The organism is Enterobacter sp. 6722112 (genome assembly GCF_058661685.1).
In genome coordinates, this window is record NZ_JBZWGR010000007.1 from 2,036,095 (window position 1) to 2,050,229 (window position 14,135).

Annotated in this window: 14 protein-coding genes and 1 pseudogene; 8 read left to right on the forward strand and 7 right to left on the reverse strand. The window is 55.0% G+C overall.

Going from position 1 to position 14,135, the window contains the following annotated elements:
• Positions 1-19: 19 nt before the first annotated feature.
• The 3 genes from AC4OVU_RS11255 (at position 20) to AC4OVU_RS11265 (ending at position 2,628) form a co-directional block, all read left to right on the forward strand.
• Entirely contained in the window at positions 20-547 is a 528-nt protein-coding gene (locus AC4OVU_RS11255; RefSeq protein WP_032653615.1) for a GNAT family N-acetyltransferase, read from the forward strand.
• A 111-nt stretch (positions 548-658) separates the two neighbouring features.
• A complete protein-coding gene (locus AC4OVU_RS11260) occupies positions 659-1,543 on the forward strand; it encodes an SDR family oxidoreductase (RefSeq protein WP_017382335.1) in 885 nt (294 codons plus the stop codon).
• A 107-nt stretch (positions 1,544-1,650) separates the two neighbouring features.
• Positions 1,651-2,628: an MBL fold metallo-hydrolase gene (locus AC4OVU_RS11265; protein ID WP_045338515.1), complete on the forward strand. Its 978-nt coding sequence runs from the start codon at positions 1,651-1,653 to the stop codon at positions 2,626-2,628.
• Positions 2,629-2,745: 117 nt separating this feature from the next.
• On the opposite strand, the pseudogene AC4OVU_RS11270 reads toward AC4OVU_RS11265, so the two are convergent.
• Positions 2,746-3,329, reverse strand: a pseudogene (locus AC4OVU_RS11270) (nuclear transport factor 2 family protein).
• Positions 3,330-3,438: 109 nt separating this feature from the next.
• Between AC4OVU_RS11270 and AC4OVU_RS11275 the strand changes: the two are divergent.
• Together AC4OVU_RS11275 and AC4OVU_RS11280 are read left to right on the forward strand one after the other, a co-directional pair.
• Positions 3,439-4,320 (forward strand): LysR substrate-binding domain-containing protein, encoded by an 882-nt coding sequence (locus AC4OVU_RS11275; RefSeq protein WP_023303752.1) that lies wholly within the window; start codon positions 3,439-3,441, stop codon positions 4,318-4,320.
• A 16-nt stretch (positions 4,321-4,336) separates the two neighbouring features.
• A complete protein-coding gene (locus AC4OVU_RS11280) occupies positions 4,337-5,260 on the forward strand; it encodes a LysR family transcriptional regulator (RefSeq protein WP_023303753.1) in 924 nt (307 codons plus the stop codon).
• Here AC4OVU_RS11280 and AC4OVU_RS11285 read toward each other — a convergent pair.
• Entirely contained in the window at positions 5,251-6,135 is an 885-nt protein-coding gene (locus AC4OVU_RS11285) for a LysR substrate-binding domain-containing protein (RefSeq protein WP_017382331.1), read from the reverse strand. The genes AC4OVU_RS11280 and AC4OVU_RS11285 overlap by 10 nt on opposite strands.
• A 111-nt stretch (positions 6,136-6,246) precedes the next feature.
• Here AC4OVU_RS11285 and AC4OVU_RS11290 point away from each other — a divergent pair, with 111 nt between their 5' ends.
• The 3 genes from AC4OVU_RS11290 (at position 6,247) to AC4OVU_RS11300 (ending at position 9,443) form a co-directional block, all read left to right on the forward strand.
• Entirely contained in the window at positions 6,247-7,728 is a 1,482-nt protein-coding gene (locus AC4OVU_RS11290; protein ID WP_110292275.1) for a UbiD family decarboxylase, read from the forward strand.
• A gap of 130 nt (positions 7,729-7,858) precedes the next feature.
• On the forward strand, positions 7,859-8,146 hold the full coding sequence (locus AC4OVU_RS11295; protein ID WP_003857097.1) for a VF530 family protein: 288 nt from the start codon (positions 7,859-7,861) through the stop codon (positions 8,144-8,146).
• A gap of 7 nt (positions 8,147-8,153) precedes the next feature.
• Positions 8,154-9,443: a glycoside hydrolase family 10-like protein gene (locus AC4OVU_RS11300; protein ID WP_110292274.1), complete on the forward strand. Its 1,290-nt coding sequence runs from the start codon at positions 8,154-8,156 to the stop codon at positions 9,441-9,443.
• 38 nt (positions 9,444-9,481) lie between these two features.
• Here AC4OVU_RS11300 and dsbG read toward each other — a convergent pair whose 3' ends face one another.
• The 5 genes from dsbG to AC4OVU_RS11325 all read right to left on the reverse strand — a co-directional run bounded on the left by dsbG (position 9,482) and on the right by AC4OVU_RS11325 (position 14,128).
• Positions 9,482-10,258 carry a thiol:disulfide interchange protein DsbG gene (dsbG, locus tag AC4OVU_RS11305; protein WP_110292273.1) on the reverse strand — a complete coding sequence of 259 codons (777 nt, stop codon included), beginning with the start codon at positions 10,256-10,258 and terminating at the stop codon, positions 9,482-9,484.
• Positions 10,259-10,299: 41 nt separating this feature from the next.
• The gene (locus tag AC4OVU_RS11310; RefSeq protein ID WP_049134000.1) at positions 10,300-10,857 is read right to left on the reverse strand and encodes an RNA polymerase sigma factor; all 558 of its coding nucleotides are present in this window, start codon (positions 10,855-10,857) and stop codon (positions 10,300-10,302) included.
• A 5-nt stretch (positions 10,858-10,862) separates the two neighbouring features.
• Positions 10,863-11,276 carry a hypothetical protein gene (locus tag AC4OVU_RS11315; protein ID WP_058700700.1) on the reverse strand — a complete coding sequence of 138 codons (414 nt, stop codon included), beginning with the start codon at positions 11,274-11,276 and terminating at the stop codon, positions 10,863-10,865.
• A gap of 189 nt (positions 11,277-11,465) precedes the next feature.
• A complete protein-coding gene (locus AC4OVU_RS11320; protein ID WP_023303757.1) occupies positions 11,466-13,016 on the reverse strand; it encodes a methyl-accepting chemotaxis protein in 1,551 nt (516 codons plus the stop codon).
• Between the two features lie 95 nt (positions 13,017-13,111).
• Complete coding sequence (locus tag AC4OVU_RS11325; protein ID WP_096205278.1) at positions 13,112-14,128, reverse strand: LacI family DNA-binding transcriptional regulator; 1,017 nt, start codon at positions 14,126-14,128, stop codon at positions 13,112-13,114.
• Positions 14,129-14,135: the final 7 nt, after the last annotated feature.

Here is a 14,135-nt window from a genome sequence, read left to right on the forward strand (position 1 = left end):
CTCCCACTTAAGGAATACTATGCATATTCGAAAAGGATTAAGTACAGACCTCGCCCGCCTTGAATGTTGTGATTTTTCTTTCAAGGTTGATGAGATTGCCAGAGAGCCATTTCTCAATGGTGATTTGCATATCGAGGCGCTGACCGAACCTTATCTTAAAACCTATGAACTTGATCTCCAGACGCTGGAAAATCATTGCGTTAATCCGGATTCAATATTTCTTATCGCCGAAACGGATGACGGTGAAATCGCCGGTTTTATTACCGCGTCCTGCAACTGGAATAAATTTATTTCGGTGGATTACATTGCCGTGGAGCGTTCAAAACGCCGTACGGGCGCGGCGCACAAGCTGATGTCCGCCACCCACGTCTGGGCGCGAAGCCTCAATGCGCCCGGGTTACGGCTGGAGACGCAGAACGTTAATGTTTCTGCCTGTCAGTTCTATCGTCACTATGGGTTTATTCTCGGCGGTTACGATCGCTACCTTTACAACGCCCTGCCGGAAAAAGATGAGGTCGCCCTTTTCTGGTATTACATGCTGGCTTGAGAAAATATTTTATATCCGCTACCAGAAGATAGATTTGTCTGAATTTGTCAATTTTGCCCGCTTACGTTTAATTAACGACTAATCTTGGAATTCACTATTAAGGAGGCCGGTATGTCTACAGGAAATAATCACACGCTGCATTACCCTCGTCCACCGTTTGCTGAACAACCGCAAAGGGCCCCCGGGCTGGCATCGGAAATGAAGCCAATACCGGATCACGGTGAAACAAGTTATATCGGATCAGGCAAACTGGCAGGAAAAAAAGCGCTGATTACTGGCGGTGATTCCGGAATTGGTCGCGCGGTAGCGATCGCCTATGCCCGTGAAGGTGCAGATGTGGCTATTGGCTATCTCCCGGAAGAGGAGTCCGATGCGGCATCGGTCATTGCGCTGATTCGGGCCGAAGGCCGTAAAGCGGTCGCCATTCCCGGCGACATTCGCGTGGAGTCGTTCTGCGATACGCTGGTGGAAAAAGCCGTCGCGGAACTGGGTGGCCTGGATATCCTGGTGAACAACGCTGGACGCCAGCAGTACTGCGAATCGATCGACGATCTCACCACGGCAGATTTCGACGCGACGTTTAAAACCAACGTCTATGCCCCCTTCTGGATCACTAAAGCTGCGCTGCGCCATTTGCAGGAAGGCGCCGTGATCATCAACACCACTTCCGTTCAGGCGTTTAAACCGAGCGCGATCCTGGTGGACTATGCGCAGACCAAAGCCTGTAACGTGGCCTTTACCAAGTCTCTGGCTCAGCAGCTGGGGCCGCGTGGCATTCGGGTGAATGCCGTCGCGCCAGGTCCATACTGGACGCCTCTTCAGTCCAGCGGCGGTCAGCCGCAGTCCAAAGTTCAAAAGTTCGGGGAAGATACGCCCCTGGGCCGACCGGGCCAGCCGGTTGAAATCGCACCGCTGTATGTGCTTTTTGCCTCAGATACCTGCTCATACGCCTCCGGACAAGTATGGTGCTCTGACGGCGGTACCGGCGTGCTGTAAAGCATTCTCTCAGACCTATCCATTTCATGGATAGGTCACATCCACTTCCCTGCTGTTCTCAAAAATCTCAGTTGAACTATGATGAACTTACTATTGAGGAGCCCATCATGTTTACTGTGAAAAAACTTGCGTTATCAACCCTGTTGACCGGTTCGGTTTTATTCTTTCCCGCGATCCACGCGTTGGCCAGCGTTCCACAGCATGTGGTGAAACAGCAGGCTGGCGGCTACAGCGTTCAGGTTGGCGATACGATTGTCACCGCCTTTACGGACGGCAGCGTGCCGCAGGATCTGCACGCCTTACTGCGTCGGACGACGGCAGAAAATACCGATGCGTTACTGGCTAAAAACTTCCAGGCCAATCCGGTGGAAGCGTCGATTAACGCGTTCTATATCGCCATCCCCGGCCACAAAATTCTGGTGGATACCGGTTCCGGTCAGCTCTTTGGCCCCGGCAAAGGCGGGCGGCTGATTGAAAGCCTGGCGACGCAGGGCATTAAACCGCAGGATATTACCGATATCCTGATCACCCATGCGCACTCCGATCATGCTGGCGGCCTGGTTAAAGACGGTCAGCGCGTGTTTACCCGCGCGCAGGTCTATGTCGGCAAACCGGATATCGATTTCTTCTTTAACGACGAGAACCAGAAAAAGTCCGGCTATGACCAGAACTACTTCGACGTCGCGCGCAAGACCTTAAAGCCCTATCTTGACGCCGGAAAAGTGAAGACTTTCTCCGGGACGGAACAGCTTCTGCCGGGCATCAGTGGTACGGTTCACCCGGGCCACACCCCAGGGTCCGCGTTCTACACGCTGGAGAGCAAAGGTGAAAAAATTACCTTTGTCGGCGACATCATTCACGTTGCCGCGGTTCAGTTCCCACAGCCCAACGTGACGATTGCTTACGATGAGGATCAGGACGGAGCCGCCCGGGTACGCAACGCAGCGTTCGCTGAGTTTGTGAAAAACAAAGATCTGATTGCGGCGCCACATCTGCCTTTCCCCGGGATCGGGTATGTGAAGAAAGGTGAGCGGGAAGGCTACGCGTGGGTTCCGGTGACCTATACCAACCGGGACGCCCAATAAGAGAGTCTCTGCGTCCCAGGCTAAATATTTCAGCCTGGGACCGCTATCTCACGCCCAGGGCCCCGCGGCCGGGTATTAACCAGCCGGCGAAATCTGTTCGGCCCTGCGCTCAACCTGTCAGACAGCCAGCCATTTTTTTGCGTTCGCTTTCATATTCGCTTCTAGTTCACTGTCACGCGTGGCAAATACGCGGCTGAGGGGAAACCGCTTTGTTCCAGCAGATAAGCTAGCGCGGCATATTCCCGCGGATAGTTGGCAGCAATTTTTGAATCAATCTCAACCGGGCCCAGCGGAAAGGTGAAAATACCCATGTCGTAGATGCTCTGACGATGGAACAGCTTCCATACGCCCTCTCTCTTTTCTGCCAGATCGTAGAAACGATTGTGGCATTCGCATCCAATATTAAGTTTTATATTTTCAGCGATGATCATCGCATTGGTTTCAAGAATCGCTTTGTCGCCGCGGTCGTTAAAAGTGACGACGGGCGAGCCAATCATATGTTTTGTGCGCAAATCTGAAGCGCCCATACGCATGGAACCCTCGACAAAATCGCTCGCGAGCCCTTCGAACCACGTAATTTCGATTGTGCCGTCCGGATGAAAAAGATTACGCAGCTGCTCCCATTCGCCCAGGTCGCGGTGCATCCAGCCATTCATGAGGTCGTTAAGATCCTGACGGTCTTGCAGTTGGTGAGTTTGCATTGTTTGATTCCTGTTTGAGTTGATGCGTTCAGTTTGGCCGTGAAGCGGTTTATACTCAAATATATATATTTTACTAAACAATCATTTTTAATGATGAGTCAGGGTGGCAATGGAACTCCGGCACTTACGCTATTTTTTGGCTGTTGCAGAAGAAGAGCATTTTGGACGCGCGGCTGAGCGACTCAATATTGTTCAGCCTGCGCTCAGCATGCAGATTAAAGCCCTTGAAACTGAGTTAGGCGGTCCGCTGTTTATCCGCACCAGCCGTCGTGTGGAACTTACTGAGGCCGGATCGCTTCTTCTCAGCGAAGCCAGACTGATGCTGGAACAAATGGAACACACGCGTCTGGCAGTCCAGCGTGCGATACGGGGAGAAACAGGGCGTGTACGGGTCGGTTTTGCCGGGAACGCCATTTTTAGTGGCAAAATGATTACCGATGTACGTCGCTTCCGTAAAACCCATCCGGATGCAGAAGTCACCATTCAGGAAATCGCTCCCCAGAAACAGGTAGCTGCGATCCTCGCAGGGCATATTGATGTCGGTTATACACCGGATAACAGTACGACAGCCGATCCGCAGATCAGGGTGCAGAAAACCGGAAACTGGGAGATGATAATCGCAATGTGTGACGATCATCCCTTAGCCATCCATCCGCACCTCTCCGTTGAAATGCTCGCCGGTCATCCCCTGGTCCTGTACGACGCGCATGACGCCAATGAAAATCTGACTTTGCTGCTGGCGCAGCAGCTCGGGGATGGTTTTTGCGTGGCACATCGTTCAAACAGTACGCTAAGCGTTCTGGCATTTGCCGCAGCCGGGCTCGGTCTGGCGCTGGTTCCCGCCCCCCTGCAACAGGTGCAAATACCCGGACTGATTTACCGCAACCTGAATGCTCAGGCGTTGACCGCAAATCTGGTCATGATCAGCCGCATGCAGGAGCCAGGTAATGCAGTGACTGCTTTTCTGGCAATGGCTAACCTTCCCTGTTGAACAACGGCAGCAAGCTATGACGCACAATAAGATGCCCTCCTCCGATATGGATATGGACCTGATCCTGACGCTGGATGCGTTACTCAGGGATCAGAATATCACCCATGCGGCCGCGCGGCTGGGCATCAGCCAGCCGGCGATGTCTGCCCGCCTTGCGCGCCTGCGCGTCCTGTTCAATGAGCCGCTGTTTATCCCTTCCCCACACGGACGTGGGGTGTTACCTACGCCGCGCGCCGAGGCGCTAAGGCCGCAGGTCGCGACGGTTTTGCAGGGTATATCGGCGATGCTTGAACCCACCACGTTCAACGCGCATAACAGCACCCGCACCTTTGTGATTGCCCTGCACGAGAACCCGGCGCTGATGCTGGGGGCAGAGTTGCAGAATCAGATTAGCAGCGCAGCACCAGGCATCCGCCTGCGTTTTGCGCTCCCGGAAACCCCGCTGCTGCCAGCGCAGATGGAAAATGGCGATGTGGATATTTATGTCGGCGTTAATGCGGGGGCGCACGATGCATGGGTCAGACGCAAACTGTTTGACGATGAATATGCCACAGCCCAGCGAAAAGGCCATCCGCGCGGTACGGGACCGATGGATCTGGAAAGCTATTGTAGCCTTTCCCACCTGGTGGTTTCATCCGAGGGCGACCCGTTCGCAGGCTTTGTCGATCAGCATCTGGCGGGGCTTGGCCACCAGCGTAACGTGGTGATGTCGACGCAAAGCTATGCGATGGCGCCTGCGATTGTTGCCGGTACCGATTTGCTCTGCACCCTACCCAGACGCATGTTGCTACGGTTCACGCAAACGCTTGATATTTTTCCGCCGCCGCTGGATCTCCCTCCGATCGTCATCGGTATGTACTGGCACCCGAAAAACAGCCAGGATCCGGCTAACCGCTGGCTGCGAGAACAGCTTCTTCAGGCCGCCGGACGTCAGGTATGATCGAGGATGCTCATCAATTTTTTCAGGACCTCAGAGCGAATAATCCGGTGGCAAACCAGCGTCAGCTCGCTCTCCCGGAGTCGGTCAAGAATATCCACAAAGACGACGTTTTGTACGCATATCGCCTTCGCTGAAGCCGGCAGCATGGCGATGCCAAACCCTGCCGAGACGAGACTTATCACCGTGGGGACATCGGTGGCATTTTGCACAACGTCAGGCTGTATGCCCGCGCTGTGGCAGGCATCATAGAAATATTGCTCCAGCCCCATCCCCTCCGGGTCGCGCAGGGCGATCCACTTCTCCTCTTTCACCGACGCAAGCGTCAGCGCGGCGGAGCCCGCCAGGCTATGTTGACGAGGTAAGGCCAGCACGGCCTTTTCCGTTGTAAATGGACGGCTTTGCAGATCGTCAGGCAATAGCGGTAACGGGGCACGAATAATGGCCACATCCAGCTGGTTGCTTTGCACGCCGGTATAAAGGGTTTGCACGTTACCCGTCATCATGGAAAGGCTGATGGCGGGCCATTTCTCATGTAAAAGCCGCAGCGCGGCGGGTAGCTTACTGTCGAATATCGCACTTGAAACACATCCGAGATTCAGCACGCCCTGTTCCCCTCTGGCCGTCTGTCTGGCATCCAGAATCGCCTGATCGGTCATTAAAATCGCGACTCTGGCTTTACTGAGAAATGCCTCACCGGCTGGCGTCAGCGTCAGGCGACGATTCGCCCGGCTAAAGAGCAAGACCCCAAGACGATCTTCAAGCGTTTTTATCTGCTGGCTCAGCGCTGGCTGCGCCATGTTAAGGCGCTCCGCCGCCCGATGCATGTGAAGCTCTTCCGCCACCACGATGAAATTGCGCATCAGTCGAAACTGCATACCATGCCTTTATTATTGATAATAAAATTCATATTAAAATAGCATAAATGATGCAATTGATAGCCCTCTTCGTCCGGTTAAGAATGGAAGCCTTCATCCGAGGAGGGAAATATGAAAAACCACATCAACGATCTCAGAAGTGCTATCGAACTGCTCAAACGCCATGAAGGTCAATACCTTGAAACCAGCCATCCAGTCGATCCTGACGCGGAGCTGGCGGGTGTGTACCGGCATATTGGTGCTGGCGGCACGGTAAAACGTCCGACGCGCATTGGCCCGGCGATGATGTTTAACGCTATTAAGGGATATCCCGACTCGCGTATTCTGGTCGGAATGCACGCCAGCCGCGAGCGGGCGGCGCTCCTGTTGGGCTGCGAGCCCTCTGAACTGGCAAAACATGTCGGCCAGGCCGTGAAAAACCCGATTGCTCCCGTTGTGGTTCCGGCGGCACAGGCGCCGTGTCAGGAACAGGTGTTTTATGCCGACGATCCGGACTTCGATCTGCGTAAATTGCTTCCGGCACCGACCAACACGCCGATAGATGCCGGTCCGTTCTTCTGTCTGGGGCTGGTGCTGGCAAGCGATCCGGAAGATGCCTCACTGACCGATGTCACTATTCACCGTCTCTGCGTGCAGGAGCGCGATGAGCTCTCCATGTTCCTTGCCGCAGGCCGCCATATTGAAGTGTTCCGTAAGAAAGCCGAGGAGGCGGGCAAACCGTTGCCGGTCACGATCAATATGGGTCTCGAACCCGCTATCTATATTGGCGCCTGTTTCGAAGCCCCTACCACGCCCTTCGGCTACAACGAGCTGGGTGTCGCCGGCGCGTTACGTCAGACCCCCGTAGAGCTGGTGCAGGGTGTGGCCGTAAATGAAAAAGCGATAGCGCGTGCGGAAATTATCATCGAAGGCGAACTGCTGCCGGGCGTGCGTGTAGAAGAAGATCAGCATACCCACACCGGGCACGCGATGCCGGAATTTCCCGGCTACTGTGGGGAGGCTAACCCCTCCTTACCGGTAATCAAAGTGAAGGCCGTCACGATGCGTCATCAGGCGATCCTGCAAACCCTGGTAGGACCGGGCGAGGAGCACACCACGCTGGCCGGTTTGCCAACGGAGGCCAGCATCCGTAATGCGGTGGAAGAAGCCATCCCCGGTTTTCTGCAAAACGTCTATGCGCATACCGCTGGCGGCGGCAAGTTTCTTGGCGTATTGCAGGTGAAAAAACGCCAGCCCTCTGACGAAGGGCGTCAGGGTCAGGCGGCACTCATCGCGTTAGCCACCTATTCCGAGCTTAAAAACATTATTCTCGTCGACGAAGATGTGGATATTTTCGACAGCGACGACATCCTGTGGGCGATGACCACCCGTATGCAGGGCGATGTCAGCATCACCCATCTGCCGGGGATCCGCGGACACCAGCTCGATCCGTCTCAGACGCCGGACTACAGCCCCTCCATTCGTGGCAACGGGATCACCTGCAAAACGATTTTCGACTGTACGGTGCCCTGGGCGCTGAAGTCCCGCTTTGAGCGTGCGCCCTTTATGGAGGTAGACCCGACGCCGTGGGCGCCTGAACTGTTTAAAAAATAGCGTTAACCGGAAAATCTTCTTCACCCTTCACGGGTGAAGAACCTCACGCTGAAATTGCCGCGTCCCCTGCTTTCTTGTAACCTTTGAGCGTTTATCACATCCCCATAAAAAATGAGACTACCGGACGCCTATGACAGCACATGTTTCCAACGATCCTTTGCATGGCGTAACGCTCGAAATGCAGGTTAACGCGCTGGTTGCGCGATATGGCTGGAATGAACTGGGCAACCGAATCAAAATCAACTGTTTTCGCAAGGACCCGAGTGTTAAATCGAGTCTGAAGTTCCTGCGCCGCACCCCATGGGCGCGGGCGGAAGTTGAAGCCCTCTACCTCGACTCTCTTCACGATGACGGTAACGGGGAACAGGACGAACCGGCGTTTAATCCCTGGACGGATAGCCGGACACCCAGGAGCTAACACGCAAATGATGCGACACGTAAAACGGATTGGCGCGCTGCTTGGCTGCGCGCTTTTACTGGTAAGTTGCACTTCCAAACCACCCAAATCACTCGTTACCCCGCTGCCGCAGGCGAAACCTCTACAGCAGACTAACGAACCCATGCGCGGGATCTGGCTGGCGACCGTCTCCCGTCTCGACTGGCCTCCCGTGTCATCGGTGAATGGCCGTAGCGCGGACCAGCGTATCGCCCAGCAACAGCGGGCGCTGACGGACAAGCTCGATAAGCTGAAAAAACTTGGGATCAACACCGTCTTCTTTCAGGTAAAACCGGACAGTACGGCGCTGTGGGCCTCTAAAATACTGCCCTGGTCAGATACCCTGACGGGGACTATCGGGGAAGATCCCGGTTACGATCCGCTTCAGTTTATGCTGGATGAAGCGCACAAGCGCGGGATGAAGGTTCATGCCTGGTTTAACCCGTACCGCGTTTCCACCAACACGAAGCCGTCGACCATCGCCGCGCTTAACCGCACCTCGTCGCTTCATCCCTCCAGCGTGTACGTCCAGCATCCGGAGTGGATCCGCACCTCGGGGGATCGTTTTGTTCTCGACCCGGGCATTCCCGACGTGCGGGACTGGATAACCCAGGTGGTGATGGAAGTGGTAAATCACTACCCTGTCGACGGCGTTCAGTTCGATGACTATTTTTACACCGAGACGCCGGGGTCCACCCTGAATGATGCCTGGACCTTCAGGCGCTATGGCGAAGGATTTGCGTCAAAAGCGGACTGGCGTCGACACAATACGCAGCAGTTGATTGTGCAGGTCTCAAGGGCGATCAAGCAGGCTAAACCTGAGGTCGAATTTGGCGTTAGCCCGGCGGGGGTCTGGCGCAATCGCTCCTTCGACCCGGCAGGCTCGGACACGCGCGGTGCCGCAGCCTATGATGAATCCTACGCTGACACGCGCAAATGGGTACAGCAGGGTTTACTGGATTACATTGCGCCGCAGATCTACTGGCCCTTCGCCCGCGACGCGGCACGTTACGATGTGCTGACAAAATGGTGGGCTGACGTGGTGAAACCGACCCATACCCGCCTGTATATCGGGATCGCGTTCTACAAAGTGGGCGCGCCTTCCAGAAACGAACCGGACTGGACGGTGAACGGCGGCGTACCGGAGCTGAAAAAACAGCTCGACCTCAACGATTCACTGCCAGACGTTAAGGGCACCATCCTGTTCCGTGAAGACTATCTTAACCAGCCGCAGACGCAGGAGGCGGTAAATTACCTCCGGGGACGCTGGGGTAGTTGACTTAAAAAAGGCAGAAACGTTCTGTTTCTGCCTTTCTTTTACGGCTTCGGCCCGAACATCGCCTCAAGCTGTTTTGCGTCTGGCATACCCACGACCTGTTGCAGTTCGTTTTGCTCATTCAGGTAATAAATAGCCGGTGTGGCATTCGCGCCGAGACTGTCCATTAGCGTCTGGTGATTTTGCAGGATCTCAACGGTTTCCCGGGAAGCCGCAGCTTCAGGTTTCGGCAGCTTTTTCCCGCCGGACAGCTCGTACGTTTTCCAGGCCGACACCGGATCTTTCGCATTCAGGATCGCGGTGGCGTTACGCCCGCTGTTTGGGGTAAGAAATGCAACCAGCAGCGTATTGAGCTGAACCTTGCCAGCCTTCACCCACGGCTGCGCTTCAGCCCAGAACTGCTTGCAGTACGGGCAGAACGGGTCGGCAAAGACGAAGACTTTGCGCGGGGCACTCTCCGCGCCCTCTTTCAGGGGATGCGCCGCATTGAGCTTTTTCCACATCTCGCGGCCCATCGGGGCGTAGATCTCTTTCTGGAAAAAGGCCTCGCTGAGGTTGGTTCCTTTCTCATCATAAAGATAACCAGACACGACGTGCTTTCCGTCAGGGGTCAGAAAGAGCGTCACGCCCATGTCCTGATATTTCCCCAGCCACGCTGGCGCGCCGCCGGGGGCGTCAATTTTCTTGATGATTTTGATGTCCTGCTGTTCACTGAAGTGCTTCACCACATCCGGAAGCGACTCCTCTGCCCTGACCAGCCCTGTAACCATCAGAGCAGAGAGTAACAGCACCTTTTTTTTTGCTAACCGTTGAAGCATAACGACCCCTTTATAATATTGTTTTTCAGAGTGGTCGAAGTTTATTGCCCTGTCAACGCTTCATAAATATCCTTGAGGCGACTACGCAAAAATCGCACGGCTTTGTGTTTGCGGGATAATAACGCCTGCACACTGTCGCCTGTTTCCTCTGCCAGCATCTTCATGCTGTAGCCCTCAAATTCCGTTTTTTCAAACACCTCGCGCTGAGGTGGCGGCAGTTCCGACAGGGCTTGCCCCAACTCTTCCCATAGCAGAATGTTGAGATACTCTTCCTCCGGCGTTTGCGGTACGCCGAATAACGTTTCTGCAATCTCCTGCTCAGGAAAGTCTTCGTCATCTGCTGTCAGGTACCCCGGCAGTGAAACCTCGTGCTTTTTTCGCGCCCGGTCGATCATCTCATTTCGTGCGGCGCGAAACAGCCAGGCGGCGACGTTCTCGACCGGTTGTTCCACTTTCATCAACTGCCAGGTCACTTCCTGAAGAATATCATCGACATCATCACGAACCGCAGTCCGTCCGCGAATGAAGGCTTTTAGCCGCGCGCGGCAGGCATTGAGTGCCGAGATCAGTAATGATTCCCCCGCCTCACCGGCTTTCATATCGCTCACTCGGCTTCCGGCGCTTTCGCACCGTTATCGTCTCGCTTTTCATCCCGGCCATCGTGCCACCGGCAATGACCGTGGCGCCCAAATCCCGCCCGACGCTGCTGAATGAAGGTCTCACGTTGTTCGGGGCTCATATTCATCCATTGTTCGTGCATACGGCGGTGCGCACCGAACATACCAGGACGGAAACCCAGCCCACCGAAAAGAATGCGGCTCAGCAGCAGGATCCCCAGCGCCTGCCAGAAGCCAATGGCTTTAACCCCCAGGATGGCCGGGAGCAACGCGTTCCACAGGGACATGACCAGCAGGCCAAGCACCACGAACAGGACTGCGCCAATCACGATGCCCTTACCCATACGATGGCGGCCCAAACCACGCCCGTGACCTTTTCCGTGCATATCAAAATTTCTCATGTGTACCTCGTTTATGTTGAATGATTATGGTCTCTGATGAGGTAGACGGATGAGGAACAGAAATATTGCCGGGGAAAGTTAAAATTTATGTCATAGCGGGTTTGTACGGATAACAGTAATGGCTGAAGGAGATTGTGCAGCGGCTACATGCAGACATTAAAAAGGCTCCCTCAGGAGCCTCTCTGAACATCACGCCGTAGCAGGCAAACTAAAGCTCGAGATACTCTGGGACAGCTGCTGCGCCTGCTCCTCCAGCGAGGCCGCGGCGGCGGCGGATTGCTGCACCAGCGCCGCGTTCTGCTGGGTCACACCGTCCATCTCCGTTACGGCCTGCCCAACCTGACCAATCCCGCGGCTCTGCTCTTCTGAGGCAACCGAAATCTGTTCCATCAGCGTATGCACTTTATTCACAGAGCTGATAATAGAATCAATCACCTCTCCCGAACGATTCACCAGTTGTGCACCGTTTTTCACGCTGGAAACAGACTGGGCGATAAGGCTTTCAATATCTTTCGCCGCCACCGCGCTTTTTTGTGCCAGGGTGCGCACTTCACTTGCTACCACGGCAAATCCTCGCCCCTGCGCGCCAGCACGCGCCGCTTCAACGGCCGCGTTTAGCGCCAGAATATTAGTCTGGAAAGCAATGCTGTTGATGACGCTGGTGATGTCCTCAATACGCTTCGAATTGGACGCGATAGTATTCATCGTTTCGATGACTTCACGGGTTACCGCTTCACCGGTATGGGCATTTTTCACGGCATCCTGCACCAGCTTACCGGCCTGGAAAACGTTGTCGGTGTTATTCGCCACCGTCGCGCTCAGCTCTTCCATGCTGGCGGCCGTCTGGGTCAGGGCCGAAGCCTGTTGCTCGGTACGGGAGGCCAGGTCGATATTGCCGGAGGCAATTTCCTGCGCCGCATGCGTCACGGTGTGGCTGGCGTCGCGCACCTGAGAAATGGTGGAGAGCAGCGCCTGGCGCATCTGCTCCATCGAGGACATCAGGTGATCGATTTCATTCCCGGAATCACGCTTGATCGGTACCGGTACGTCCAGCTTCCCGGCCGCAATCTGGCGACAGTGCTCGCGCGCCAGGTTCACCGGCGCAAAGACCACGCGTTTCATCAGCAGGCTGACGGCGAAGATCACCACCACGAACAGCACCGCAATGCAGGCGATAATAACCAGACCCGACACGAAATTATGGCTCGCATCCTCGTTCAGCGTTTTGGCGTACTTCTGGTGAACGGAGAGAACCTGATCGAGCACAATTTCATATTGGCGATCGAGTTGAGACACCACGGGAATAAGAGCGTTGAACCGCGACACATCGTGAGCGGCGGCAGCGGCGATGAGAGGCGCCAGTCCCTGGTTACGGTAGTTTTGCCACGCCTCCTGGTAGGCAGTGACCAGCGGGGCTTCGTCCGGCAAACGCGGCGAGGCCATAAACGCCGAAAATGCACTATCGGCTTTGGTCAGCGCCTCTTTAACCGAGGCCAGTTTCGCAGACAGATCGGTAGCGTCCCCCGCTTCCACCATTTTCACATACTCCATAACCCTGACCCGCAGGGTTCGGCTGTGGTTAATGGGATCAATAATGGACAGAACCACCTGAATTTCTTTGTTCACATTATCCAGCGAAGTATTACTTTTAATGATGAGCCCAACGCTGGTGATAGTGCTGGCCACAAAGAAGAAAAGCAGGGAAAACAGGATAATCAGGGATGATTTTTTCAACGACATAACACACCTCAGGGATATAATTTCCCTTTGGTTATCGGCTGAATCCAATCTTTAATTAATTAAAGTTATTGATGTCACCCTCAGACGTTACCCTGTCACTCCACGGCCTTGTATCGCCGTTGCAGGGTGGCATCCAGCTTACGCTGGATCGGCTCCGGCGTTTCCCCTTCAATCAGTTTGCCAATCAGATTAAAGCAGTGCCAGGCGAGCTGGCGGTTATCCTGACGAACGGTATCGACAGGAATGGTCAGAGAATCATAGAGATAGTGATCGTCAAAGCTGGCCAAACGCATATCGCTTTGCAGCAGATTATGTTGCCCCATATAGCGCAACACCCCTTCCAGCAGACCGCAGGCGGCGGTAAAAAGGGCTTTTGGCGGGCGGCCCAGGCGTGCGCAAAGCTCGGCAAACATTTCGTAGCCGGAGCTCGGATGGTAATTACCATGAATGATCCACTCCGGACGTAACTCGACGCCAGCGTCACGCAGCCCCTGCTTAAACCCTTCAAGACGGTCACGCGTCGGGGAAAGCCGCGGCTGACCGCCGAGGAAGTAGAACTCATCCGGATGCTGGCGCGCGATGTCGGCCACCAGTGTGGCGGTTGGGGTAATTGAATCGGTGAGAACCAGCGGCAGAGAACTGTCGTTCATATGGCGGTCAAAGAGCACAACGGGCAACTGTTCGCTCAGCTTTTGATAGTCCGCGTCGTTGAGCATGCTGGAGGCGACAATCAGCCCGTCCACCTGGCGGGCCACCATGTTATTGACCACCACCGTCTCCTGGCCCGGATTTTCATCGCTACAGGAGATCAGCAGCTGAACACCCGCCTCGCGGCAGAGGGTCTCCAGCTCATGAGAAAAAACGGCAAACCCGTAGTTGGTGATTTCCGGCACCACCAGACCAATGGTGTGGCTGCGGTTGTCCCGCAGCGAACGGGCGTGAATGCTGGGCTGATAATGATGTTCTTTGGCAATCGCCAGCACACGCTCGCGTGTCTCCTCCGCCACCCGAAGCTCTTTGCTGCGGCCGTTCAAAACCAGGCTGGCGGTGGCTTTTGATACCCCCGCGAGCTCCGCGATATCTTTAATGGTGACGCGTTTTGTTTTTCTCACAACGACT

Bases quoted from the DNA above. Each gene is read 5' to 3' on its own strand.
- AC4OVU_RS11255 (WP_032653615.1), top strand. From the start codon at position 20: ATGCATATTCGAAAAGGATTAAGTACAGACCTCGCCCGCCTTGAATGT.
- AC4OVU_RS11260 (WP_017382335.1), top strand. From the start codon at position 659: ATGTCTACAGGAAATAATCACACGCTGCATTACCCTCGTCCACCGTTT.
- AC4OVU_RS11265 (WP_045338515.1), top strand. From the start codon at position 1,651: ATGTTTACTGTGAAAAAACTTGCGTTATCAACCCTGTTGACCGGTTCG.
- AC4OVU_RS11275 (WP_023303752.1), top strand. From the start codon at position 3,439: ATGGAACTCCGGCACTTACGCTATTTTTTGGCTGTTGCAGAAGAAGAG.
- AC4OVU_RS11280 (WP_023303753.1), top strand. From the start codon at position 4,337: ATGACGCACAATAAGATGCCCTCCTCCGATATGGATATGGACCTGATC.
- AC4OVU_RS11285 (WP_017382331.1), bottom strand. From the start codon at position 6,135: ATGCAGTTTCGACTGATGCGCAATTTCATCGTGGTGGCGGAAGAGCTT.
- AC4OVU_RS11290 (WP_110292275.1), top strand. From the start codon at position 6,247: ATGAAAAACCACATCAACGATCTCAGAAGTGCTATCGAACTGCTCAAA.
- AC4OVU_RS11295 (WP_003857097.1), top strand. From the start codon at position 7,859: ATGACAGCACATGTTTCCAACGATCCTTTGCATGGCGTAACGCTCGAA.
- AC4OVU_RS11300 (WP_110292274.1), top strand. From the start codon at position 8,154: ATGATGCGACACGTAAAACGGATTGGCGCGCTGCTTGGCTGCGCGCTT.
- dsbG (WP_110292273.1), bottom strand. From the start codon at position 10,258: ATGCTTCAACGGTTAGCAAAAAAAAAGGTGCTGTTACTCTCTGCTCTG.
- AC4OVU_RS11310 (WP_049134000.1), bottom strand. From the start codon at position 10,857: ATGAAAGCCGGTGAGGCGGGGGAATCATTACTGATCTCGGCACTCAAT.
- AC4OVU_RS11315 (WP_058700700.1), bottom strand. From the start codon at position 11,276: ATGAGAAATTTTGATATGCACGGAAAAGGTCACGGGCGTGGTTTGGGC.
- AC4OVU_RS11320 (WP_023303757.1), bottom strand. From the start codon at position 13,016: ATGTCGTTGAAAAAATCATCCCTGATTATCCTGTTTTCCCTGCTTTTC.